This is a genomic window from Methanofollis ethanolicus, from assembly GCF_001571385.1.
Lineage (GTDB): Archaea > Halobacteriota > Methanomicrobia > Methanomicrobiales > Methanofollaceae > Methanofollis > Methanofollis ethanolicus.
Genome location: NZ_BCNW01000001.1, coordinates 220,075 through 243,427 on the forward strand (window position 1 = coordinate 220,075; position 23,353 = coordinate 243,427).

At 63.2% G+C, this 23,353-nt stretch carries 20 protein-coding genes; 10 read left to right on the forward strand and 10 right to left on the reverse strand.

Translation table 11 applies throughout. The features are described from left to right. Positions 1–301 precede the first annotated feature (301 nt). Positions 302–745, forward strand: coding sequence for a type IV pilin (locus MEFOE_RS01190; RefSeq protein ID WP_067047125.1), 444 nt, complete (start codon positions 302–304; stop codon positions 743–745). A gap of 6 nt (positions 746–751) precedes the next feature. Next, positions 752–1,078, forward strand: coding sequence for a DUF5658 family protein (locus tag MEFOE_RS01195; RefSeq protein ID WP_067047128.1), 327 nt, complete (start codon positions 752–754; stop codon positions 1,076–1,078). 1,120 nt (positions 1,079–2,198) lie between these two features. Here MEFOE_RS01195 and MEFOE_RS01200 read toward each other — a convergent pair. From MEFOE_RS01200 to MEFOE_RS01230, 7 genes are all read right to left on the reverse strand, one after another. Beyond that, on the reverse strand, positions 2,199–2,849 hold the full coding sequence (locus tag MEFOE_RS01200) for a queuosine precursor transporter (protein WP_201785162.1): 651 nt from the start codon (positions 2,847–2,849) through the stop codon (positions 2,199–2,201). Between the two features lie 52 nt (positions 2,850–2,901). After that, positions 2,902–3,939 carry an ABC transporter permease gene (locus MEFOE_RS01205; RefSeq protein ID WP_067047131.1) on the reverse strand — a complete coding sequence of 346 codons (1,038 nt, stop codon included), beginning with the start codon at positions 3,937–3,939 and terminating at the stop codon, positions 2,902–2,904. Then, complete coding sequence (locus MEFOE_RS01210) at positions 3,936–4,889, reverse strand: ABC transporter permease (RefSeq protein ID WP_067047134.1); 954 nt, start codon at positions 4,887–4,889, stop codon at positions 3,936–3,938. The genes MEFOE_RS01205 and MEFOE_RS01210 overlap by 4 nt, the downstream gene beginning before the upstream one ends. Beyond that, positions 4,886–5,797, reverse strand: a complete 912-nt coding sequence (locus tag MEFOE_RS01215; RefSeq protein ID WP_067047137.1) for an ABC transporter ATP-binding protein — start codon at positions 5,795–5,797, stop codon at positions 4,886–4,888. The genes MEFOE_RS01210 and MEFOE_RS01215 overlap by 4 nt, the downstream gene beginning before the upstream one ends. Before the next feature lie 125 nt (positions 5,798–5,922). Continuing rightward, a complete protein-coding gene (locus MEFOE_RS01220) occupies positions 5,923–7,374 on the reverse strand; it encodes an NEW3 domain-containing protein (RefSeq protein ID WP_067047140.1) in 1,452 nt (483 codons plus the stop codon). Next, positions 7,371–8,486, reverse strand: a complete 1,116-nt coding sequence (locus MEFOE_RS01225; protein ID WP_067047143.1) for an ABC transporter permease — start codon at positions 8,484–8,486, stop codon at positions 7,371–7,373. The genes MEFOE_RS01220 and MEFOE_RS01225 overlap by 4 nt, the downstream gene beginning before the upstream one ends. Beyond that, complete coding sequence (locus MEFOE_RS01230; RefSeq protein WP_067047146.1) at positions 8,483–9,394, reverse strand: ABC transporter ATP-binding protein; 912 nt, start codon at positions 9,392–9,394, stop codon at positions 8,483–8,485. The genes MEFOE_RS01225 and MEFOE_RS01230 overlap by 4 nt, the downstream gene beginning before the upstream one ends. Positions 9,395–9,549: 155 nt before the next feature. On the opposite strand from MEFOE_RS01230, the gene MEFOE_RS01235 reads away from it, so the two are divergent. Both MEFOE_RS01235 and MEFOE_RS01240 read left to right on the forward strand, forming a co-directional pair. Continuing rightward, positions 9,550–10,359: a hypothetical protein gene (locus tag MEFOE_RS01235; protein WP_067047149.1), complete on the forward strand. Its 810-nt coding sequence runs from the start codon at positions 9,550–9,552 to the stop codon at positions 10,357–10,359. Positions 10,360–10,365: 6 nt separating this feature from the next. Further along, positions 10,366–11,079, forward strand: coding sequence for a winged helix-turn-helix transcriptional regulator (locus MEFOE_RS01240; RefSeq protein WP_067047152.1), 714 nt, complete (start codon positions 10,366–10,368; stop codon positions 11,077–11,079). Here the strand turns inward: MEFOE_RS01240 and MEFOE_RS01245 are convergent. Continuing rightward, positions 11,076–11,567 (reverse strand): hypothetical protein, encoded by a 492-nt coding sequence (locus MEFOE_RS01245; RefSeq protein ID WP_153015824.1) that lies wholly within the window; start codon positions 11,565–11,567, stop codon positions 11,076–11,078. The two genes, MEFOE_RS01240 and MEFOE_RS01245, sit on opposite strands and share 4 nt — an antisense overlap. Before the next feature lie 236 nt (positions 11,568–11,803). Here MEFOE_RS01245 and glgP point away from each other — a divergent pair, with 236 nt between their 5' ends. Together glgP and MEFOE_RS01255 are read left to right on the forward strand one after the other, a co-directional pair. Then, positions 11,804–13,963, forward strand: coding sequence for an alpha-glucan family phosphorylase (glgP, locus tag MEFOE_RS01250; RefSeq protein ID WP_067047159.1), 2,160 nt, complete (start codon positions 11,804–11,806; stop codon positions 13,961–13,963). A 48-nt stretch (positions 13,964–14,011) separates the two neighbouring features. Beyond that, on the forward strand, positions 14,012–14,302 hold the full coding sequence (locus MEFOE_RS01255; RefSeq protein WP_067047162.1) for a 2TM domain-containing protein: 291 nt from the start codon (positions 14,012–14,014) through the stop codon (positions 14,300–14,302). A gap of 326 nt (positions 14,303–14,628) precedes the next feature. Here the strand turns inward: MEFOE_RS01255 and MEFOE_RS01260 are convergent, their stop codons facing one another. Beyond that, on the reverse strand, positions 14,629–15,126 hold the full coding sequence (locus MEFOE_RS01260) for a DUF367 family protein (RefSeq protein ID WP_067047165.1): 498 nt from the start codon (positions 15,124–15,126) through the stop codon (positions 14,629–14,631). Between the two features lie 30 nt (positions 15,127–15,156). Here MEFOE_RS01260 and MEFOE_RS01265 point away from each other — a divergent pair, with 30 nt between their 5' ends. Further along, entirely contained in the window at positions 15,157–15,987 is an 831-nt protein-coding gene (locus MEFOE_RS01265; protein ID WP_067047168.1) for a nucleoside 2-deoxyribosyltransferase, read from the forward strand. Here MEFOE_RS01265 and MEFOE_RS01270 read toward each other — a convergent pair. Beyond that, positions 15,974–18,271 (reverse strand): tetratricopeptide repeat protein, encoded by a 2,298-nt coding sequence (locus tag MEFOE_RS01270; protein ID WP_067047171.1) that lies wholly within the window; start codon positions 18,269–18,271, stop codon positions 15,974–15,976. The two genes, MEFOE_RS01265 and MEFOE_RS01270, sit on opposite strands and share 14 nt — an antisense overlap. 434 nt (positions 18,272–18,705) lie before the next feature. On the opposite strand from MEFOE_RS01270, the gene MEFOE_RS01275 reads away from it, so the two are divergent. Genes MEFOE_RS01275 through budA form a run of 3 tightly spaced genes read left to right on the forward strand, consistent with a single transcriptional unit; the run spans position 18,706 to position 23,038 of the window. Continuing rightward, positions 18,706–20,886, forward strand: coding sequence for a PAS domain S-box protein (locus MEFOE_RS01275; RefSeq protein WP_067047176.1), 2,181 nt, complete (start codon positions 18,706–18,708; stop codon positions 20,884–20,886). A 35-nt stretch (positions 20,887–20,921) separates the two neighbouring features. After that, a complete protein-coding gene (locus MEFOE_RS01280; protein ID WP_067047179.1) occupies positions 20,922–22,232 on the forward strand; it encodes a small ribosomal subunit Rsm22 family protein in 1,311 nt (436 codons plus the stop codon). After that, positions 22,229–23,038: an acetolactate decarboxylase gene (gene budA, locus MEFOE_RS01285; protein ID WP_067047182.1), complete on the forward strand. Its 810-nt coding sequence runs from the start codon at positions 22,229–22,231 to the stop codon at positions 23,036–23,038. Before MEFOE_RS01280 ends, budA begins: the two co-directional genes overlap by 4 nt. Positions 23,039–23,353 lie beyond the last annotated feature (315 nt).

Below are 23,353 nucleotides of genomic sequence, written 5' to 3' on the forward strand. Positions count from 1 at the left end.
CCGCGCCGCTCTTTTCACGATTTTTCTCTTCAGGCGATCCCTTTTTTCCCGCGCCCATGAAAAATGTTTATATCGCGTTCCGCCTTCAGCGCACACCACTATAAAATTGTGCCGTTTTCCCCCGGAAGACCGGCACATCCCGCCATGTGTCCGCGATGCATCAATAGCCATAGAACGCACGAATGGCGTATGAAACATTTTAAATATCACTCTTTGCACCGACACATACCGCGCAAATGAAGAAAACATATATACTATAACAATAAATTGCGATCATCCTCACAAGAGGAGGTATCAATCGATGAAATTCGGATATGAGCATGAAGAAGCGGTGTCGCCGGTCATCGGCGTCATCCTGATGGTCGCCATCACGGTCATCCTGGCGGCGATCGTGGGAGTCTTCGTCTTCGGCATGACCGACGACATGAGCGGGTCAAAGGAGGCTTACCTCACCGCCACGACGAATAGTTCGGTCACGACGATCGTACTGCAGAGTGGTAAAGATCTCTCCGCACTGACGCAGTTGAAGATCAAAGTAGATGGAGAAGTTATTAGCCCGGGAAATATGAAATTAAACAAAGAAACAGGAGATGCAATTGATACCGACTATCTTAAACCCAAGGGTACCACTAAGACCTTCTCTGTCGGCGACGTGATCACAGTAAGCAAAACGAAAGGCACTCTCCTCGTCACCGGCAAGTTCGCCGACGGCGAAGAGAAGGTCCTCCTCCAGAAGAATCTGTAACTTCCCATGTCCCCCCTTTTTTCCACCCGCGCCTCGCGCCTTCTCTTTCTCCTCCTCGTCCTTCTCCTCGCCGCCGACGTGGCGACGACCACTTACGCCCTCGACAACGGGGGACAGGAGGCGAACCCCGTGATGGCCGGCATCGTCTTCTGCCCCGCGTTGCACGCGCTCCTGAAAGCTTCCTTCGCCGTGCTCGTCCTCCTCCTCTGCCGCCGCGCCGACACTCTCGTCGCGGGCAGCGGGACGTACTGCATCGGCGGCGCCGCCGCGGTGTACATGCTCTCCTTCGCGAATAATCTCTGGCAGATCGGGCTCTGGCAGGTCTTCGCCTGAGCTGTTAAGGTACTGCGGGAGCGGGTGAGTGAGATGGTGTGATGAGAGAGCGGGAGCGCCGCGATGGAGTTCTGTGAAGAGGACGCGGGGAGACCGGACGCGATTGACTTCCCCGCAACCTGTGCCGGGGGGCTACCAGCGAAGACTTCGTCTTCTCGACTCCCTCCGGTCGTTCCTCCGGACCCCCGATCCAGGATAGGACGGGGGAAGTGTGAACAGGATATCCGAAGGGGGAGATAACCATCCCCTGCTTATCCTAATGTGGGGGGACCGGGGGGCGGCAGCCCCCCGGAGAAGAGTGCCGTTCAACCGCCGTCCCAGAAACCCACAGATCCAGAATCCAGCCAATATCCGCCCCCTATCCCTCCCCATACCCGGCACCGGGGGGACCGGGAGAGGGGGGGCATTACCCGCGCTCATACCGGCGGCAGGAGGGCGTTGAGTCCTGCCGGATTTTGCCCTGTTTCTCCCACAAACCCCGGTATGCCGGGATCCCCGGATCTCCCCGGTACGGCCCCGGATAGGGGGTGCGATCCCCGGATCGGAGGCAGATGCGGGTAGATCTGACCCGGAAGCACCTCGCCGGGACACCACCCGATTGGGAGGAAAACAGGGTCTCGCGGGGAGGGAGAGCGCCGTATCCCCGGCCATCCTGGGCGGCATACGAGCATCAGGGCAATATCCGCCCCCTATCCCTCCACCCCAACGGCACCGGGGGGACCGGGAGAGGGGATGGCATTACCCGCGATCATACAGGCGGCAGGAGGGCGTCGAGTCCTGACGGATTTCGCCCCATTTCTCCCACAGGCCCCGATATGCCGGGATCGCCGGATCTCCCCGGTACGGCCCCGAATGGGGGGTGCGATCCCCGGATCGGGGGCAGATCCGGGCGGATCTGACCCGGACACACCGCCGATCTACGATAGAACCGGGAAAGGGCGGATGAGATCACGGGGAGAGAGATTGCCATCCCCATCCTATCCTGAGCGGGGAACGAGCGTCAGCGAGTTCGAGAAAACCGTAGGTTTTCGAGTGATCGGGGGCGTAGTCCCCCGGCGCGGGACAGTGATCAGCCACCTCCCCCGCTATCGAGACCGGAGGCCACGATTCCCGGGGGCGATCACCGACCGGCCCCGCTCTCCTTCCCGCCCTGCAGCCACCACACCCCGAGATAGCAGAAGGGGGTGTCGCAGGCCGCCACCGCCACCTTCACCAGCCAGTACGGGATGATCAGGGAGACGATGAACGGGACGGTGTACCCCGGCGCCGCACCGTAGAAGGCGATGAACATGAACGCCGCCGAGTCGATGAGCTGGCTCGCCATCGTCGAGAGGTTGTTCCGCAACCAGAGGTGCCGCCCGTGCGTCTTCTCCTTCCAGAAGTGGAAGGCCCAGAGGTCGTGCGTCTGGCTCGCCGCAAAACAGATCAGACTTGCCAGGATGATCCGCCAGGACATCCCGAAGACATCGGTGTACGCCCCGTTGTACGTGAACCTCTCCGCCGGCGGCAGGGCGACCGAGAGTGCCGTCAGCGCCAGGATGAACAGCAGGGAGAGCACCCCCGCCGCGACCAGATCCGCCGACCTCTCCTTCCCGTACACCTCCGCCACGATATCGGTCACGAGAAAAGTGACCGGGTACGAGAAGATCGCCACCGAGACCACGACCCCCCCGATCACCGCCACCTTGTTCCCGACGAGATTTGCGGCGACCAACGCCGCGATATAAAGCCCCGCGAGGAGGGCGAACTTCCGCTCTTTCGACCACGCCATAGTGAAGGAGAAATGTGGGCCGCCGGGCACGAAAGAGGTGGCGGCCGGGCCGTCACCTGACATCCGCACGCAGGAACCGCACCCACGCAAGCCCGAAGAAGAGGGCGGGCACGACGAGCAGGGCGATGAGGTGGTCGGCACACCCGGCGAGGATGCCGAAGACCGCACCCAGACCCTCCGCCTCCTCGTCAGAAAGGTCATCCGTCATATCGGACGGGATCGTCACCGCCGCCATCACCTCCAGGTAGTTCCAGGAAGGAGAGGCGATCATCGCCGTGCTCATGAAGGCCATCCGCCCGTCATAATAGGCGTCGTTCTTCCGGTCATACTCATCGAGGACAGCCCGGATCTCCTCGTCAGACAGCCCGCTCTCGAACACCCAGTCGGGGTTCTCGGGCGGGTCACCCACAGCCGCGGAGATCACCAGCGGGTTGTTGACGACAAGAGGGAGGAGGACCAGGAGAACGGCGAGGACGAAGAGGGAGGAGACAAGGGCGCCACCGCTCGTCTCCGCAACCGTCGAGAAGAAGAGGGCGATCAGGAAGAAGGAGAGGATCAGGAGATAGGAGAAGAGACCGAAGAGAGCGACCCTCACCACCTCGTCGGGACGGAGGACGATCCCGGAGAGGAGGAGGACAGAAACGCAGAGGAGGAGCATGACCACGACACCGACGGCGATCGCCGCCGCACCGCCGAGGGCCTTCCCGCTGATCACCTCGTCCCGGTAGATCGGGTGCGAGAGGAGGACCTTCAGGGACCGACTCTCCTTCTCCCGCGTGATCAGGTCGAAACCCATCGCAACCCCCAGGAACGCCCAGAGCGTCACCGAAGGGTAGCCGACGGCGTGGAAGAGCCACATCACCGCGGGGGCAGACGACGTCCCCTGCCCGGAAGAGTCGCCGACATCCCCGGAAACAGTCGTCTGCGCCGCGGTGTATTTTTCCAGTGCTGCCTGGTACAGGCCGACACCCGAGACCATCCCCACCGCGGCGAGGAGGAGCATGACCGCAAAGATGCCGAGAAAACGCCTGCTCCCCATATGGTCGCGGAACTCCTTCGCGGCGATGACCCGCATGCCTTCGGTCCTCATCTGATATCCTCCCGCAGGAAACGCACCCATGCAAGCCCGAAGAAAGCTGCCGGGAAGACCGCGAAGGCAACGATGTTCCGGGCGAAGTCAGGAGGAACCGGAACGCCCGGCGTGGTCACAGCCCCCAGGATCCCCTTGCAGTTGGTCTGCGGGGAGAGGAGGACGCCGGCGTCCCTGACCAGACGCACCCGTTCCGTGGAGGCACGCGACGCCTCCTCATACGCCACCATCTCCTCGTCGGACACGAGATCCCCGGACTCTGCCGGCGGGGAGGGGGGCGGCCCGGTGAGGAGGGAAGACCCTGCACCGACGGTAAGGACCGGGACGACCTCCGCGACGATGATGAAGACGAGGAAAGAGGAGACCAGAGCGCCACCGCTCGTCTCCGCCACCGTCGAGAAGAAGAGGGCGAGCACGAAGAAAGAGACGACCAGGACAAAGGAGATGAGAGCCGCGGCACAGATACGCAGGGCCTCGTCGGGACCGGGGACGATCCCGAAGACGAGCAGGACCGCAAGGGAGAGGAGGAGCACGACCCCCATCGCAAGGGCGATCGCCGCCACGCCGCCAAGGGCCTTCCCCGTGACCACCTCGTCCCGGTAGACCGGGTGGGAGAGGAGGATCTTCAGGGACTTGCTCTCCTTCTCCCGCGTGATCAGGTCGAAGCCCATCGCGATCCCGAGAAAAACACCCACCTGCGCCGTGCTCATGAACATCCCGGAAAAAAACGACAGCACACTCGGTCCACCCGCGGACGGGCCCGACTCGCCCGACACCACCGCCTGCGTCTCTGCATACGCCGCAAGGTCCGCGCTGTACTGGGCCGCCCCCGTGACCATCCCGGCAACGACGATCACGAGCATGACGCCGAGAAAGAGGTGGAACCTCCTGCTCCTCACATGGTCACGGAACTCCTTCCCGGCGATCGTCCCGAGGACGCCGGCCCTCACGAGGTCGCCTCCTCGTGATAGTACGAGAGGAAGACGTCCTCGATGTCGGGTTCGTCGCGCTCAAGGCGCCGGATCCCCGCGGGACCGGCGGCCTCGGCGATGGCGTCGCAGATGTCTGTCTCCGCAACGAGCCGCGCCGCATGGTGGCCGTCCGCATACTCCGCGGAGATGAGAGATGGGTGGGAGAACTCGGGCATCGGCGCCTTCGTCTCGACCCGGATGATCACGTGGCCGCTCTCGCCGCCAGCGCGGGCGAGGTCTTCCCACCGACCCGAGGCGACGAGTCTCCCGTGCGCAAGGATGCCGGCGGACGTGCAGACCTTGCTCACCTCGGAGAGGATGTGGGAGGAGACGAGCACCGTCGTCCCGTTCTCGGCGACCTCCCGGATGATCCGCCGGTAGTCGGCGACGCCCTGAGGGTCAAGGTTCGCCGTCGGTTCGTCCAGGATCACGGCCTTCGGTTCGTTGATCAGGGCCTTCGCGATCCCGAGACGCTGCCGCATACCCTTCGAGTACCCCCCCACGACCTTCGTCACGCCCTCGAGGCCCACGAGCGAAAGGAGGTCGGGGATACGTTTCCGCCGGGTTGCAGCGTCCATGCCGTACAGTTTCGCCGAGTAGTCCAGGTTCTCCTCCGCGGTGAGGGTCGCGTAGAAGCCCACGTCCTCGGGCATGTACCCGATCTTCTTCTTCACCTCGATCGGGTTGGTGGCCACCTCCGTCCCGTCGATATAGCACGCCCCCGAGGTCGGCTCGATCAGGCCGATCACCATCAGGATCGTCGTGCTCTTCCCCGCGCCGTTCGGCCCGAGGAGCCCGAAGACCTCGCCCTCGGGGATATCGAGGCAGAGATCGTCGACGGCAGGCACGTCATTATAGACCTTCGTCAGATGTTCGCATCGTATCATGGCTTCCCAGTCCTTTTTTTTGGATTGTGGAGATCCATGGCGCCCCTTTTATAAAACGATTCTGTGCAGAACGTCTATCTGTCGGGAAAGGTACGGCTGACACAAAAAAAAGAGGAGGAGAAAGATCAACGGCGCTGGTACTTTCTGAAGTAGTACCAGACCCCGCCCGCGATGCCGGCGAGCATGAGAAGACCCAGGATCGCGGCAAAGGACTGCTCCTTCACGACGATCCTGAAGTCGTCGCTCTGCTCGCCCTGGTCCGAGACCGCCTTCAGCGTCACCTTGTACTCGGAGGCGACGATATTCGGCGGCGGCACCACCTTGACGTTCACCTTCTTCGACTCGCCCGGCTGGAGACTCGTGATATTCGTCGGCGTCACCGTCGCCTTCCAGCCCTGCGGCGCGCTCACCTCGAAGTGGATCCCGGTCAGGGCACCGGCATTGCCGATGTTCCGCACCGAGGCGTCGAATTCGAGGGTCTCACCCATGTTCGCCTCATAGCGGTACCTGTCCGCGGAGAGCCTCATCTCATAACTCCCGCTGATCTTCGCCGTCAGGTCCTCGGTATAGGAGTCGGACGAAGACTCGATGACAGCATTGAAGGAATAGTCGCCGACCTTCGTGCCGTACGGCGGGATCGCCTCCAGGAAGAGGGACTTATCCTCTCCGGCAGGGACCAGGATCTCCGAGATGTCGCTCGTATCCGCGGCGCTCTCCTTGTACCTGGCATACCAGCCCTCGGGGAGACCGTCAGTCGAGAGACGGTAGGTGTCGTCGGCCTTCCCGACATTCCGCAGCTTCATCTCGAAGGTCGGGTTCCTTCCTGCCGGCGTCGTGATCAAGGAGGACTTCACCGTCACCTCGGCCGCGTACGAGGACTTGTCCAGCATTACCGTGCCGGCGTCGACCGTGATCCCGCACTTCACCTTCACGTCCTTCTTCTCGACAGAAAGGAAGCCCGGTTTCGTGACGACCAGGCGGTAGACGTCCTGGGGGAGACCGGTACTGATCCGGCCGTCGGCCGTCGTCATCACCCTGTCGAAGGCCTCGTGTTCATTCCCGCGGTAGACCTCGATCGTCGCACCCTTCACCTTCTCCCCGCCCTTGTCCGTCACCAGGAGGTTAAGAGTGCCGAGTTCGCCGGTGTGCGTCTTCGAGATGCTCACATGGAGCCAGATCGAGCCGTCGCCGATATGCACCTTTACCGGGTAGTCGCCGACAGGCGTGTCCGCCGCCGTCTCCACCTCAAGGGTGACGGTCTTCGACCCGCCTGGCGGGATGGAGACACGGTTCACCTCGGTCTTGCCGTCGACAAAACGCATCTCCCAGTTCCTGCTCCCGACAAAGTTCTCGGTCCACAGTTTGATCTGATCGCCGCTCGTCGCCGCGGCCCCGTTGTTCGCCGCGGTGAGGGAGAAAGTCGCTGTCTCCCCGGCCTCGACAACCTGACCGGGGAAGTCACAGGTGACCGAGACCGTCCCGGACGCCGCCCCGTCCGCCGCCGCCACAGGCAGAACCGTTGCGGCGAGCATCAGGAGAGCAAGGAGGAGGGCGGGAACCCGTGTTCCAGCGCTCATCTCACGTCCTCCCGCATGAACCGCACCCACGCAAGCCCGAAGAAGAGGGCGGGCGTGATGATCAGCGCGGCGATGTTCTTTGCCATGTCGCCGAGGAGGGCGAAGAGCGCGGAGAACCCGTCCTGCGGTATCTCATCGTCGGCAGATATCGGGTCGTAACTGTTCTTCATCATCTGCGCCATTTGCGGGTTGGTCACGGCAAGGGCCAGTCTCTGGTAGTTGCTCGTCGGCGAGAGGAGAGAGACGGCATCGTTGACCGCCTGCCTCTGCTCCCAGTAGGCCCGCGACTTCTCCTCGTACTCCTGCCAGGCCTCGTCGACCTCCGGGTCGCTCTTCACGCCCTCAACATCGATCGCCACCGCCGACGATACGTACACGCCTCCTCCACCATACCGTATCATGGAGGAGGTTTCCGGGGGATCGGGGGGCTGGCCGAAGACCGCCGTGTATACCGACCCGTACGTGAAGATCGGGAGGAGGGACGAGAGCACGATCATGATGATCAGGGTGTAGATGATCGCGCTCCCGCTGTCCTTCGCGACCGTCGACATGAAGAGGGCGATCGCGAAGAACGAGAAGACGAGCAGGAACGAGAGCGCTCCGAAGAGGAACATCCGCACCGTCTCCTCGAAGTTCGGGACGATCCCGAAGAGAAGCATGATCGCCAGGGAGATGACGAGCACGATCCCCATCGCCAGGGCAATCGCCGCCACGCCGCCGAGGGCCTTCCCGTTGATCACCTCGTCCCGGTAGATCGGGTGCGAGAGGAGGATCTTCAGGGACTTGCTCTCTTTCTCCCGCGTGATCAGGTCAAAGCCCATCGCGATCCCGAGGATCACGCCGATCGTCGTCATCAGGGTGGTCATCTCGTTGAAGGCCGAGAGGATCGTCGGTTTCCAGGAGAAGTACGAATGCGACTCGAACTCGTCGTCCGAGACCGCGGCCTGGTTCTTGTTGTAGTCGTCAAGCTGTTTCTGGTACTCGACAGCCCCGCCGATGAGGCCGATGACCGCGATGACCAGGAAGACCCCGAAGATGAGGTGGAACTTCCTGCTCTGCAGGTGGTCGCGGAACTCCTTCCCTGCGATCACCTTCAGTCCTGCCGATCTCATGACGTCGCCTCCTCGTGATAGTAAGAGAGGAAGACGTCCTCGATGTCTGGTTCGTCGCGTTCAAGGCGCCGGATCCCTGCGGGACCGACGGCCGCGGCGATATCGTCGCTGATGTCGGTCTCCGCAACGAGCCGCGCCGCATGGTGGCCGTCCGCGTACTCCGCGGAGATGAGGGACGGGTGGGAGAACTCGGGCATCGGCGCCTTCGTCTCGACCCGGATGATCACGTGGCCGCTCTCGCCGCCGGCGCGGGCGAGGTCTTCCCACCGACCCGAGGCGACGAGTCTCCCGTGCGCAAGGATGCCGGCGGACGTGCAGACCTTGCTCACCTCGGAGAGGATATGCGAGGAGACGAGCACCGTCGTCCCGTTCTCGGCCGTCTCACGGATGATCCGCCGGTAGTCGGCGACGCCCTGAGGGTCAAGGTTCGCCGTCGGTTCGTCCAGGATCACGGCCTTCGGTTCGTTGATCAGGGCCTTTGCGATACCGAGACGCTGCCGCATACCCTTCGAGTACCCCCCGACGACCTTCGTCACGCCGTCCAGGCCCACCAGGGAGAGGAGGTCGGGGATACGCGTCCGCCGCGTCGCAGCATCCATGCCATAGAGCTTCGCCGAATAGTCCAGGTTTTCTTCCGCACTGAGGGTCGCGTAGAAGCCCACGTCCTCGGGCATGTACCCGATCTTCTTCTTCACCTCGATCGGGTTGGTGGCCACCTCCGTCCCGTCGATATAGCACGCCCCCGAGGTCGGCTCGATCAGGCCGATCACCATCAGGATCGTCGTGCTCTTCCCCGCGCCGTTCGGCCCGAGGAGCCCGAAGACCTCGCCCTCAGGGATCTCAAGGGTGAGGTCGTCGACGGCAGGCACGTCATTATAGACCTTGGTCAGATGTTCACATCGTATCATAGTTTTTCCGTCCGTTTTCCGGATGATGAAGATGCATGGGACGGGGGATATAAAAGTCGTTATGGCACAATCGTCTACGCGTCAGATCAAAGACGGAGAACCCGTAAACAGTTGTGCCAGATCCTTTAAGACAGAGGGACGTCCAGATCATACCCATGGACAGGTGGATCACGACGGCGGCGCTCGCACTCCTGCTTGCCCTTCTCCTTGCGTCAGGTGCGGGGGCGACGGCCGAAGACGTTACCGTTACCGTGACGGGGGTACGGATGGAAACGGCCAACATCGAGATCGTGCCGGTCGCGCCGCCCGACGACGTGATCGCCATCACCTACGACACCCCGGAATCCAACATGTATACCATCACCGGCCTGATCACCACCGAAACGGCATTCGGGACGGGCGGTGGCGGGGATGCCGGGGTGAATGCCACCGTCGACGTCAGGAACGGCACATCCCCTGCCGTTGACTATATCACCATCAATTCCGCCTCCGCCGTCTACTCGAATAAGGAGAGTATTTTAGTGGTCAAAGTCAGGAACGACACTCTCCCCGCCGCCAACTATATCACTGTCCACTCTGCCACCACCGTCGACGCGACAGAGGAGGTCTGCGGCGCGGCGCCTCGACTCTACAGCGCTGCCGCAGTGAAAAACGCCGCACCCACGCAACCCGCCATTCCCATCCTCTCCCTCTCCCGTTACTACAGTCTGGACGTCCCCGATCCGGAGAAGACCCTCTGGGTCGATATGAGATGGGAGGGCGACGGCGACCATGCCCTCACCGTCTATCACCCCGGCGGCATCCTCGGCACCTTCAGGGACGGGAGCGACGGGAAGGAGGACGACCGGATCTTCCTCCGCTTATCCCGGGACGGCGGCGTCGGGACCGGCGCCTGGACCTTCAAGATGACCGCTCCCCTCGCCGCCTCACGGGAAAACGCCACCATCCAGACCTACCTTGAGTGAAGAGAGATGAGACGCCAGACCCTGCTCCTGCTCCTCGCTTTCGCCCTGGTCAGGGCGGTTTCGGCCGGGTACACGGTAGACCCCGGTTATCTAAACCCGCCGTCAGGTCTCCCCATCACACCCCGCGAGATCTCTTTCCTCGAACTCCCGCTCTGGATCCTCCTCATCGAACTCTGCACCCTCCCCCTGGAGGCATTCACCGGGTTCTGGACATGGATATCCCTCAGGTGCCGCCGTCTGAACCGCGAGGAACTTCTGGACAATTCCGTCAGGTCGGACATCTTCGACAGCATCAGGAAGATGCCCGGCATCCACCTCCGCGCCCTCTCCGCGGCCACAGACACACCGATGAGCACGCTCCGTTACCACCTCGGCGTCCTGCAGGAGAACCACACGATCACCACCCTCAATGACGGGGGCCACCTCCACTTCTACGAAAACAGCGGCACCTACACCGCGGCCCAGCAGACCGTCCTGCGGCACCTGAGAAACGAGACCACCCGCGCGATCCTCGGCGAACTGCTCCGGGGTCACGCCTCGTCCCGGCAGGAGATCGCCGACGCCGTCGGGGTCTCGGCCCCGGCCGTCAGCTGGCACATGAAGAGGCTGGTAGAAGACCACATCGTCCAGCAGGAGAAGACAGGACGGACAGTCAACTACGAGATCAGGGACGATGTTGCCGCCGACATCACGGCCTGGCTCGGAAAAAAAGAGACTTAAGAGGCGGCCGGGCCGCCGATGACAAGACACTCTCCGCCTGCCCAGAGGGCCTCGAAATCCGCGGCGCTGAGAGATACCCCCGATTCAAGGGTGACATTCCCGCCGCCAACGCCAGTGACCACGGCGTACCTCCCCCCATCGAGAGCGGCGACCACAGGCCCGTTCTCGGAGACGACCGCCCCCAGGTCGGCGAGGGAGAGGCCCGCTTCCACCCGCGCGGAAAGGCCGCACGACCTTGCCGCCATGGCCATTTTTTCCGGTACAGTCAGGTTGTCTGGTGCAGCGGCGAGCGCCTCCGCGCCGCAGTCGATGCCGTGGCAGGCCATCACCGTCTGGAAGACGGCGTTCGGACCCGGGTCAGGAAAGGCCACACCGCTACCGCCCTCCCTGGCCAGAAAATAATCGGGGAAGGTAGCGGTGATTGCCATGCCGGTGACCGTGCAGGTCACAGCAATGAGTACGATAATTGTGGTCAGCACATATTGCATAATCCTCACCTCCCGGTCCGGGTCGTTTCCCGGACCGGCAGTCCTCGTGAATAAATACAACTATAACTTATATAGTTTTCTCTGAATCGTGGATCCAACACAGGCATTTTATACATTATTGAATCTCAAAAAAGTGAACAGGCCACCACCTATCGGTTTTTCACCACCCGTGCAGGACAGGGGGAAACGCCATCCCACACCATTATATACCCCTCTCCCGATCTATCGCCCGGATCATGGACATCACCGACCCTGTCTCCTTCACCCGCGTCCCAGAGCGAATCACGGGACTTGTCGACCTCGCCTACAACCTCTGGTGGAGCTGGCACCCTGCCGCCCGTGTCCTCTTCAAGCAGGTGAACGGGCAGGCCTGGAAAGAGAGCCAGCACAACCCGGTCAGGATGCTCCGCGAGGTCCCGGAAGAGTTTCTCCGCCGGGTGGCGCGGGAGCGGGAATACCTGCGGCGCTACGACATCATCATGGAGCGCTACCAGGAGTATATGGGGCGGAAAAACACCTGGTTCACCGAGCAGTACCCCGCGGCGCGTCCCGTCACCATCGCCTACTTCTCCGCGGAGTACGGCCTCCACCACTCCCTCCCCTTCTATGCCGGAGGCCTCGGCTTCCTCGCCGGCGACCACCTCAAGGAGTGCTCCGACCTCGGCGTCCCCCTGGTCGCCGTCGGCTTCATGTATTCGTCCGGCTATCTCCACCAGCACATCGCCCCCGACGGCTCGCAGGTGAATATCGAGGAGAGACTCGACCGGGACAGCGCCCCGATCACCCGGGTGCTCGACCCCTCGGGAGGGCACCTCACCCTGCGGGTGCCGCACATCGAGCCCCCGATCCATGTCGCGGTCTGGAAGGTGCAGGTAGGAAGGGTGCCTCTCTACCTCCTCGACACCGACATCGGGGAGAACAGTCCCGAACACCGTTCCATCTCCCACCGTCTCTATGCAGGCGACAGGGAACAGCGCCTCCTCCAGGAGATCGTGCTCGGTATCGGCGGGAGAAAAGTCCTCTCGTACCTCGGCGTCCATTACACCGGCGTCCATCTCAACGAAGGTCACCCCGCCTTCGCCCTTGTCGAGAGGGTGCGGGAGAGGGTCGGACAGGGGACGGGCTTCGAGGAGGCGCTCGAACAGGTGCGCGGCACGAGCGTCTTCACCACCCACACCCCGGTCGCCGCGGGCCACGACATCTTCCCGTACGAGATGATCGACCGTTATTTCCAGACCTACTACCGCTGCCTCGGGATCTCGCGGGAAGACTTCCTTGCCCTCGGCGCACGGCCCGACGACCCCGGCGCCGGTTTCAACATGACGGCCTGCGCGATGCGCCTCTCCGCCTACCACAACGCCGTCTCGAAAAAGCACGGCGAGGTGACGCGGCAGATGTGGCAGCCCCTCTGGCCCGGCCTGCCGCCTGAGAGGGTGCCGATCGACGCGATCACGAACGGCGTCCACCTTCCCACCTGGCTCAACCCCAGGATGGAGGCGCTCTTCGACCGGTACATCGGGGCCGTCTGCCCGTACTGGCAGATGGAGCATGACAACCCGGTCGTCTGGGAACTGATCAACGAGATCCCGGACGGAGAACTCTGGCACCTTCACCTCTGGCTCAAGACGAAGCTCTTCAACAGGATCAGGGAGATGAAGCGGCGGGCATGGGCCGACGGTTCGGACACCCCGGAGAACATCGTCGCCGAGGGCGTCTTCCTCGACCCGATGATCTTCACCATCGGCTTTGCCCGCCGCTTCTCCACCTACAAGAGGGCCGACCTGATCTTCCACGACATCGAGAGACTGAAGAAGATCGTGAACAACCCCTGGTACCCGGTCCAGGTCATCTTCGCCGGCAAGGCCCATCCCGACGACATCGAGGGGCAGCACCTTCTCAAAAAGGTCTACGGGTATGCCAGTTCCGGCATGTTCGGGGGGAAGATCGCCTTCGTCGAGGACTATGGCGAGCGTTTCGCCCAGTACCTCGTCCACGGCGTCGACCTCTGGCTCAACAACCCGCTGCCGCCCTGGGAGGCGAGCGGGACCTCGGGGATGAAGGCGGCGATGAACGGCATCCCGAGCCTCTCGGTCCTGGACGGCTGGTGGCCTGAGGGCTATAACGGGAGGAACGGCTGGGCTTTCGGCGGCGAGGTCGTCGAGGGCGACAGGGACGCGGCCGATGCGAACGCTATCTACGATATTCTGGAAAAAGAGGTGATCCCCCTCTACTACGCGACCGACCTCCACGCCGTCCCGCACGGCTGGGTGAAGACGATGAAAGAGGCGATACGGAGCAATGCCCCGGCCTTCTCGGCGAAGAGAATGGTGAAGGAGTACGTGCACCGCTACTACCCGCGGATCCTTGCCGCGGCCGGCATCCCGGTGATCCGCTGAGGGAGGCAAAACGGAAGATTTTATTCCCCGGAGCAGGGAGGAAGGGTAATGCAGGACGGAGACTCAGATTCTGCCCCCTATGACCGCGCCCTGCGGCAGGTCAAGGAAATCAAGGATTTTTACGGCCACCTCGCCGTCTATATCATCATAAACACGATGCTCTTCCTGATCAACTGGTTCACGACCCCGGGCGCGTGGTGGTTCTACTGGGTCGCCATCTTCTGGGGCATCGGCCTGCTGGTCCATGCCTACAGCACCTTTGTCGAGGGGGGCCTCTTCGGGAGGGCGTGGGAGGAGAGGAAGATCCGGGAGATCATGGAGAAGGAGAAGAAGAGGTGAGGGGAGGAGGGCTGATGGAAAACTCTTTTGAGGAGAGTCTCTGGCAAATACTGTGCTATGGGGCCTATAGAAAACCCCATAATCAGATCGACATCTCTTCCTGATCCCATGAAGAGCAGGGCAGATCCCCTCGCCTTCCCCACACACTCCACCGGGGGACTTTTGCCCCCGGACCCTCGCTCGGGATTGGCCCCGGGAAGACAGAGGGGAAACCCCATAGGAGGGCGATTGCCATCTTCCCCCTATCCTAAGGGTGGGGGTGCGGGGGGCAGCCCCCCGGCGCGAGACATCAGTACATCGCCATAGTCAGAGACGGGGCGACCCCCTCAATCCGGCATGTACGCCGCCTGGATAGCCACGACCTCGGTCGAGTTCTTCGCGGCGGCGTACTCGGCGAGGGGATCGGCGTTCAGTTCGAGGAAGTGGAGGCCCCAGTTGAACTTCGAGAGGACGGCCTTCGCCTGCTCCTTCTCGCCGACGATGTACAGGGCGGCAGCGAAGGCCTCGACAGAGGTGAGGCGGAGGGGGCGGCCGAAGTTCACCGGGTTGGCGGCGACGAGGTACGGGAGGGCCCGGCGGACAGGCCAGCGGGTCACCTCGCCGGTGTTGAGGACTTCCCAGGAGCAGTCCAGGGCGGTGATCGAGGGGACGCCCCTGTCTGCCGGGGAGAGGGCCTGCTCTGCCGTCGGGTCCAGGATGAGGGACGACTTCGAGATACGGGCAAGAGAGTCGAAGACCCTCACCATCCCCCACTTTTCCAGGCGTTTCACCGTGCACTTCCTGGGGTCGCAGGAGTTGTCCCTGAAGGCAAAGAGGCGTATCATCTATCTCGGTTTGGCGCAGAGTGGAGATGAATGTATGTCCTTGTCTCCCCCTGCCTCCTCGACCCCACCCTCAGGGCCGAAGGGATCACGAAAGAGTCCGACCTCCGGGCCTTCGCAGCCGCCCTCGAACGCTGCCGGCGCTTCGGGATCGAGGTCGTCCCCCTCCCCTGCCCGGAGACCGCCTATCTCGGCCGCGGCCGGGCGCCCGGCACCTATGTCGAGCGCCTGGACACCCCGGCCTTCGCCGCCGTCCTCGACCGGATGGAGGAGGAGGTGCTGGCCGTCGTCGAAAAAAGAGGGCCTCCCCTCTGCATCGTCGGCGTCGACTCGTCGCCGTGCTGCGGGGTGAACACGACCTGGCACGACGAAAAAATAGAGGGCCGGGGCGCCTTCCTGGCGCGGTTCCCCGACATCACGACCGTCGACGTGCTGGACTTCGCAAGGTACCGTGTCTACCTCGCCGCACCCCTCTTCTCCGGGGCCGAGCGTGACTTCAACACAAAGGTGCGGGATATCATGGAAAAAGCCTATTTCGACGTTTACCTGCCGCAGGAAGTCGGGGACACTGACTCAGGGCGGGCACGCACCTCGCAGCGCGAGATCTTTCGCCGGCACGTGGCGGCCCTTGGGGAAGTGGACGCCGTCGTCGCCGTCGTCGACGGGGCAGACGCCGACTCGGGGACCGCGTGGGAGATGGGCTACGCCCATGCCCGCGGCACCCCGGTCGTCGCCCTGCGGACAGACTTCAGGCGGGCGGGCCATAACGAACACGTGAACCTGATGCTCGAAGAGTCCTCGACGGTCGTGACCGCCGTCGAAGAGATCGTCCCGGCGCTTGAACGGGTATTCAGGCGCGGTTGAGGAGACCTATCAGGCGCTCCCTCGCGGCGAGCGCCTCCTCGTAACCGGAGGGCGGCGGGAGGTCGGGCACCTCGCCGCCGGTCGCCTCGACCGCCGCGGCATAGGCCCTGAGAGCGACAGAGACACTCCCTTCCTCTTCGATCATCCGTTCGGCCGCAGCGACAAAGGCGGCTGCGGTCCTGTCGACCGGCACCGCCGGCACTGCCGCCGCCTGTGCATCTCGCAGGGCCTTATCTTTCCTGAACGCGGCATCGGTCGGCATGAGGCGCGCCGCCTCGCGGGCCGCCGCGGACGCACCCTGCGCATCGCCGAGGGCCGCACGCACCCCGGCAAGACGGTGCCAGACCGTCGGGTCCGCAGGGGCGACCCTCAGGGCCTGTCCGAGAAGATCGGCCGCCCGTGCGACATCGTCACCGTCGGCGGCGAGGGCACCCATGTTCCTGAGGACGCGGCCGCGCACCCCTGCCGGCGGGTTCGCCTTCAGGGCCCGGCGATAGCAGGTCGCGGCGGCGTCGGCGACACCGAGGTCGGAGAGGATCGTCCCGGCACCGAGGAAGTAGAGGGCGCGGGCCCCGTCATGGGAGGGAAGGTCGCCGAAGCGGTCGATGTCGGGGAGGATCTCCTCCTCGGGCCCGGCCACGAGGCCGCTGATGAGAGGGTACAGGACGAGGGCGAGGTCTGCCCCACCATCGAGGGCCCGCACGATCGCCTCCCTGATAAGGGCGTCCCTCTGCTCACCTTCCTTCAGGAGGCCGAGGTGCATCAAGGCATAGAGGTCGCCGGGACGGGCGGCGAGGACCTCCTCCAGGTACCGCCGGGCAGCGTCGGGCGAACCGTACAGGCGGTGGGCGATGGCGATGTTCCGCAGGAGGTCGGCGTCCCGAGAAATGGCAAGGGCCGCCTCGAAACTCCCGATGGCCCGGTCGAACTGGAAGGCCTGGAGGAGGACCGCACCCTTGCCGAAGAGGTCGAGGTACCGCCGCCTCTCCTCGATCGCGGCCAGGCCCTTCAGGTCGAAGGCCCCGTCAGGGCGGGCGTACTGGTCCATCGAGAAGAGACGCTCGACCGCCGCGTCCGTCGCCTCGCCCCGGGCATCCAGGTCGAGGACACGGGTGAGGAGGGCGTACTCCTCCTCGAAACGCCCGGTCCTCCTGAAGGAGGAGGCCACGGCCCAGAGGAGTGACGTCGCCTTTCCGGCGTCGAGGCCGCCGGTTGCGTCAAGAGAGGCAGAGACGAGGGCGTCGGCGCGTTCGGTCTCCCCGGAGAGGTACAGCACCTCGGCAAGGTTCTTCTGTGCGAGGGCGATGGAGAGAGGGTCGCGGTCGGGCATCCCCCCCCTGATCGCGAGCGCCTTCTCCGCACACCCCGCGGCCTTTTCGTACTCTCTCTCCTCCCTGAAGAGGATGGCGAGGTTCTCGTAGGCGGCGTGATGGAGGGCCGGGTCGTCGGTGTGGAGGACCGTGTAGGCATAGACCGTCTTCGCCTCCCCGGAAAAGCCCCTCCTCACGAGCCCCCCGGCCTCCTCAAGGAGAGTCTCATAATCGTCGAAGAGCCCGACAAAATCGTCGAGGGTCTCCTCTTCGAGAGTAAAAGGATAGGCGGCATTGAGGGCCGCGGTCTGTTCGTCCGGACTCTGCGCCGCAAACCAGGCAAAGGTGATGACAGTCACGGCGTCGTTGATGAAGCGCTCGAAGGACTCCGCACCCCCGGCAGGCAGTTTCCCGCCCATGAAGTCCCTGAGAGTTGCAAAGGCGAAGGAGGCGATCTCGAGTTCGGCCGGGATGATCTGGGTGTGCGGGAACCCCGCGGTGAAAGGAGACTCGAAATAGAGGTCCGGCCATCGGATACCCGCCATAACAACCCGCTTCTCCGCCTGCTCCCAGGCCCGGAGGGAGGAAGGCGCACCGGCCTGAACCGGCGGGGCCGGGTAGGCGTCGGGCGTCCCGGCACGGGGATAGGAGAGCATCGTCTCGACGAGCCCCGCTCCCTCACTGTTTCCGGCGGCGAGGAAAGCGGTGTAGCGGTGCCAGAGATAGTCTTCCCTGCCTGCGGCCTCAGGGGCGCTGTCGGAAAGTGCCCCTTTCAACGCCTCCCCGAAGGCTTCACGGGCCCCTTCGTCGGCATAGGCCCTGGCAGCGGTGGTGGCGGCAAAACCGATGTCCCGGGCACGCCTCAGGAGGAAGAGGTGGAGACGTGCCGCGGTCGCGGGGTCGGCCTTTTTTCCCGTCCACCATGCGATCCACGTGTGTTCCCAGAAAAAGTTCAGCGCAACGGTCGTGTCCATCTCGTCGTACCTCGTGTACGATCACTTTGCACTCCGGCGTGATACCCGTATTGATCCGTGGAGGTGTAAAAGGGTTCCGGGGGCCTGCCACCCCCGGAAAGGAGTGTACGTGTCCTGATTGCACAGGTGGGAGGGCCGCCCTCCCCCTTCAGGCCGATATAGATGATAGATGATGCGCGTGCCAGGCACTTTTGAGGTGCATTAGAGGTGTTCTTGAGTTAGGTGATGCAGTGCCTGTCGATGGTGTTCCTGATTCTGCCGCCCTGTCCGGGATTTCCCCACACCCGGAAAGGACGTCGGCAATCATATGTTGATTGTAATCATATATAAACATTTCTCGTATTGCATGGCATTGGTGCCACTCATGAGGCTTCGCACAATGCCTGTCGACGACGAAACCGATAAGTACTGACCGGTTGCAGACTAGATATGGCATGAGACCCTATCCTGAAGAGATCCCGAAGATCCTTGAGCGTCTGAAGGCAAACCCCCGGGGAATGTCGGTCACCGACCTCGCGGGGGACCTCGGGATCAACAGAAACACGGTCTCGCGCTATCTTGACATGCTCCTCATCGCCGGAGAGGTGGAGATGCGGACCTACGGCAAGGCAAAGGTCTTCTACCCCTCCCAGCGCGTCCCCCTCTCCGCCATGATCAACTTCGCCTCGGACGGCGTCGTGATCCTGGACCGGAACCTCACCATCGTCCAGGCGAATGACCGCGTCCTCGCCATCGCCCATGCCGGCCGCGACGAGGTGATCGGGAAGACGATGGGAGAGTCGGCCCTCTCGGCCTTCGACCACCCCCTGATCAGGTCCAGGATCGACGACGCACTCGGCGGGGAGGATGTCGTCGAGGAGATCCGCTTCCTCCAGGCAGACGGAGAGTTTTTTTTCAGGATGAAGATCCTGCCGACGGCCTTCAATGACGGCAACCCCGGGATCACCATCATCCTCGAAGACATCACCGAGCAGAAAGAGTCCGAGGAAGCGCTCCGCGCCGGCGAAGCGAAGTTCAGGGCCCTTGTCGAAGACATCAACGATATCATCTGGAACCTGGACAGCGACCAGGCCTTCACCTATGTCAGTCCCAAAAGTTTCGACCTCCTCGGCTATGCGCCCGAAGAGATGGAAGGGCATTCCCTCCTGGACTTCGTCCCGGAAAAAGAACGCGAAAAGATCAGGACAAAGTTTTCCGCACCCTTCGCCTCGGGCGAACCCTTCTCCCTCCTCTCCATCCCTATCCTGCACCGGAACGGCCACCACCTCATCTTCGAGGCGAGCGGCACCCCGGACTTCGACGAGATCGGGGACTTTGCCGGCTACCGCATGGTGGCGCGTGACGTCACCGAAAGGCAGCAGGCCGAGAGACGGGTGCGGGGCTGGAAGTCCTTCCTCCACTGCATTGTCCAGAACATCCCGGACATGGTCTTTGTCAAGGAGATCGAGGGCGGCAGTTACGTCTTCTTCAACCGGTCGGCAGAGGCGTTTGCCGGCGGCACCTCGGAGAAGCTCACCGGGAAGAAGGACGACGAGATCTTCCCGCCCGACCTCGTCCCCTTCATGACCTGCGGCGAGAAGGAAGTGCTCGCGGAGATGAAGACCTTCGAATGCCCGGAGACCGCCGTCTCCTTCAGGTGCGGGGAGAAACGCTACCTCCAGGCAAAGAAGATCCCGATCGCCGGTTCTGACGGCACGATGAAGTACATCCTCACGATCATCTGCGATGTTACCACCCACGTCCGTGCCGACGCCCTCCTGCGGAGCCAGCGCGACCTCGCCCTCGCCCTCGGGAGCGCCGCCACCCTCGGGGAGGCGCTGGCCCTCTGCCTGGGTGCGGCGGTGCAGGCAGCAGGTACCGATGCCGGCGCCGTCTATATGACCGACGACGGGAGCGGCGACCTTGTCCTTGCCGCCACCAGCGGAGTACCCCCGGCCTTTGCCGGGAAGATGAGACGGTTTGATGCCGGCACCCCGGCGGCCTCGCTCCTTTCAGGCCCGGCATCGTCCTCCTGGAAGGCCGGCGACCTCCCGGACCTCGACCCCTCCTTCGCCCCCCTCGCGGAGGAAGGGATCGCCGGCGTGGCGGCGGTGCCGGTGATGGACGGCGACCGCCTGATGGCTGTCTTCCTGGTCGCCTCACGGCGCCATACGGAGATACCGGCGTACGGCATCAGAGCCCTGGAAACGACCACCGCCCAGGTCGCCAATGTCATCGGCAGGATCAGGGCGCAGGAGACGGTGAAGACTGAGCGCGACCGCGCCCAGCGCTATCTCGACGTGGCGCGGGTGATGATCGCGGTCATCGGGCCAGACGGGACGATCGAGCGGATGAACAGGATGGGGTGCCGCATCCTCGGGTACGAAGAAGAGGAGATCGCCGGGAAGAACTGGTTTGCGGCTCTCGTCCCGGCACACCTCCGCCCCCGCCTGGAAACGAATTTCAAAAAGATCATGGCCGGCGAGGTCGTCCTTCCCGACGAGGAGGAGAGCCCGGTGCTCGGGCGCGGCGGCGATGAGGTCTGCATCCTCTGGCACAACGCCATCGTGCGTGATGATACAGGGACGATCACCGGCATGGTCTCCTCGGGGACCCTCCTGCCCCCCTCCCGGTAAGGTGTTTATGAGGAGAGGCGGAGAAACCTTCTCCCATGACGCGACCTTCAGATCCCCTCGTCCTCTCGCCTGACGAGACCAGAAAAGAGGAGGAGTTCCTCGCCTCCCCGCGGGTACCCCGGCGGATGGAGCGACTCATCGAGGAATATATTGCAAAGAAGACCGGGAAGGCCTGGAACGACCCGGTCATCCTCGGCCGAATCCGCGAGGCCGTCGTCACCCAGAAAGGACGGTACTGGGCAAAGGGGAAGAAGAGGAAGATCGTCTACGGCCGCGGCTACGACGTCCTCGCCTACCTCTCGTACCATTTTCCCGTCTACCTGGTGCAGTTCGAACTCCTTTTCCACGAAATGGTGCAGGACGGACTCATACCCCGGCACCTGCGGGTGCTCGACGCGGGATCCGGCCCCGGCGTCATCTCCCTTGCCATCGCCGATTACTACGGCAGACTTGATGCCGCACAGGCGAGCATCACCGCGATCGACCGTTCAGATGAGAACACCGAAGCCTACACGGCTCTTGTCCACCCGTACGGGGAGAAGAAAGGGCAGGTCGCCGTCTCGCACCCCATCCTCGCCGACCTCAAGGATACGATCGAGGTCACCGGCCCCTACGATCTCATCGTCTTCTCCAATGTCCTGAACGAGATCGCCGGTCTCGATACCGGGGGGAAGGCAGACCTTGTCGCCAGGTACGCCGCACTCCTCTCTCCCGAAGGCTCTGTCATCCTGATCGAGCCCGCGGAAAAAGAGGGCTCGACCGCCCTCAGGGAAGTCCAGGCGGCGCTTACCTCGCGCGGCCTCTCCGTCTATGCCCCCTGCACCCCACTATGGGGCGAAAATTGCCGACCTGACAGGTGCTGGACCTTCGTCACCGGTCCAGACGTGAAACCGCCGCGCCTGATGGAGGCCCTCGCCACCGGGGAGGAGGGGTACCGCTTCATGAACACCGACATAAAATATTCGTACGCCATCCTCAGAAAAGACGACCTGACCCGCGTCTCGTACCGTATCGGAAAGCAGGACAAGGCTGCACGCCTCGGTTCCCTCGCCTCCCATGTCGGCAGGCAGATCCACGTCCGAGCCGCCCGGATGTCGCCCGACATCGGCGACGAGAAGAGGCATGTGGTGAAGATCTGCGACGGCACGACAAAGACGCCGGTCTATGCGGTGCTCCCCGTATATGCCAGGACTGAGGATAACGAGGCGCTGATATCAGGAAAATACGGTGAGATCCTTTCGATCAGGAACGCCGGGGTCAGGTACAACAGGGAGGCCGACACCTACTCCATTATCATCGGCAGGAAGACGACGGTCACCCCCATCGGTGGGGGCAACGGCGCATGATCCCGGAGAAGGGGCGGTATGCCGTCCTTCTTGCACTGCTCATCATATCCACAGCATTCTTTGCGATGACGGCCGTCAGATGGTCGGGAGACCGGGCCGTCGCCGACGATACGCTCTATCAGGTCTCGACGATCGGTGCCCTCCTCGACGGCGTCTATGACGGCGCCGCCGATATCGACAGTCTTCTCGCCCGCGGCGACACCGGCATCGGGACGCTCGAAGGACTGGACGGCGAACTCATCGTCATCGACGGCGAGGCATGGCAGGTGAAGGGCGACGGGACGGTCGTGCCGGTAGAAGGGAGTGCCAGAACGCCCTTTGCCGCTGTGACGGCCTTCGAGCCCGATATCGTCTTCGAGGTCGAGGGCCCTCTCGACCTCAGAGACCTTGAGGCCTCGATCGAAACCGCCCTCCCCTCGGAGAACCTCCCCTGCGCCGTCCTTGTGCAGGGCACGTTCACAAACGTGACTGCACGGAGTGTCGACAGGCAGGAAAGGCCCTACCCACCCCTCGCAGAGGCAACGAAAGCCCAGCATGTCTTCACCTTCGGCCGGGAGGAGGGGAGCCTCGTCGGTTTCTGGCTCCCGCGGTATCTCGCGGGAGTGAACGTGCCGGGTTTCCACCTCCACTATCTTGCCGACGACCGGATAGGCGGTGGCCACCCCCTCAATGTCACGGTGGAGCACGCTACCGTCTCCCTGGACATCACCCCGGAGATCCGTCTCTCTCTCCCTGATGAAGGCGGGTTCACGGCGGCAAACCTCTCCGGCGGCCGGGAGGCTGAACTGGCCTCGGCCGAGCGGTAGGGTTGACTTTGAGCATATCCCAAAACTCTCGTTCATTCCCCTTTCCCCGCATGCTGAACTCGGGAGAGAATATCATGATCGGGTCGATATCTTCCTGAATTCCCTGAAGCATAGTGCGAAACCACCGCCTTCCCCCAGATCTCTACCGGGGGACTGACGCCCCCGGACCCCCGAAACAGGATAGGGTCGGGGAAGAGAGACCAGAGATCCTGATGAAGGAAATTGCCATCCACCCCCTATCGCAATGATGGGGGACCGGGAGGTGAAACCCCCCGGACAAGACGCCAAAACAGGATTTTTCAGAACCACATACCG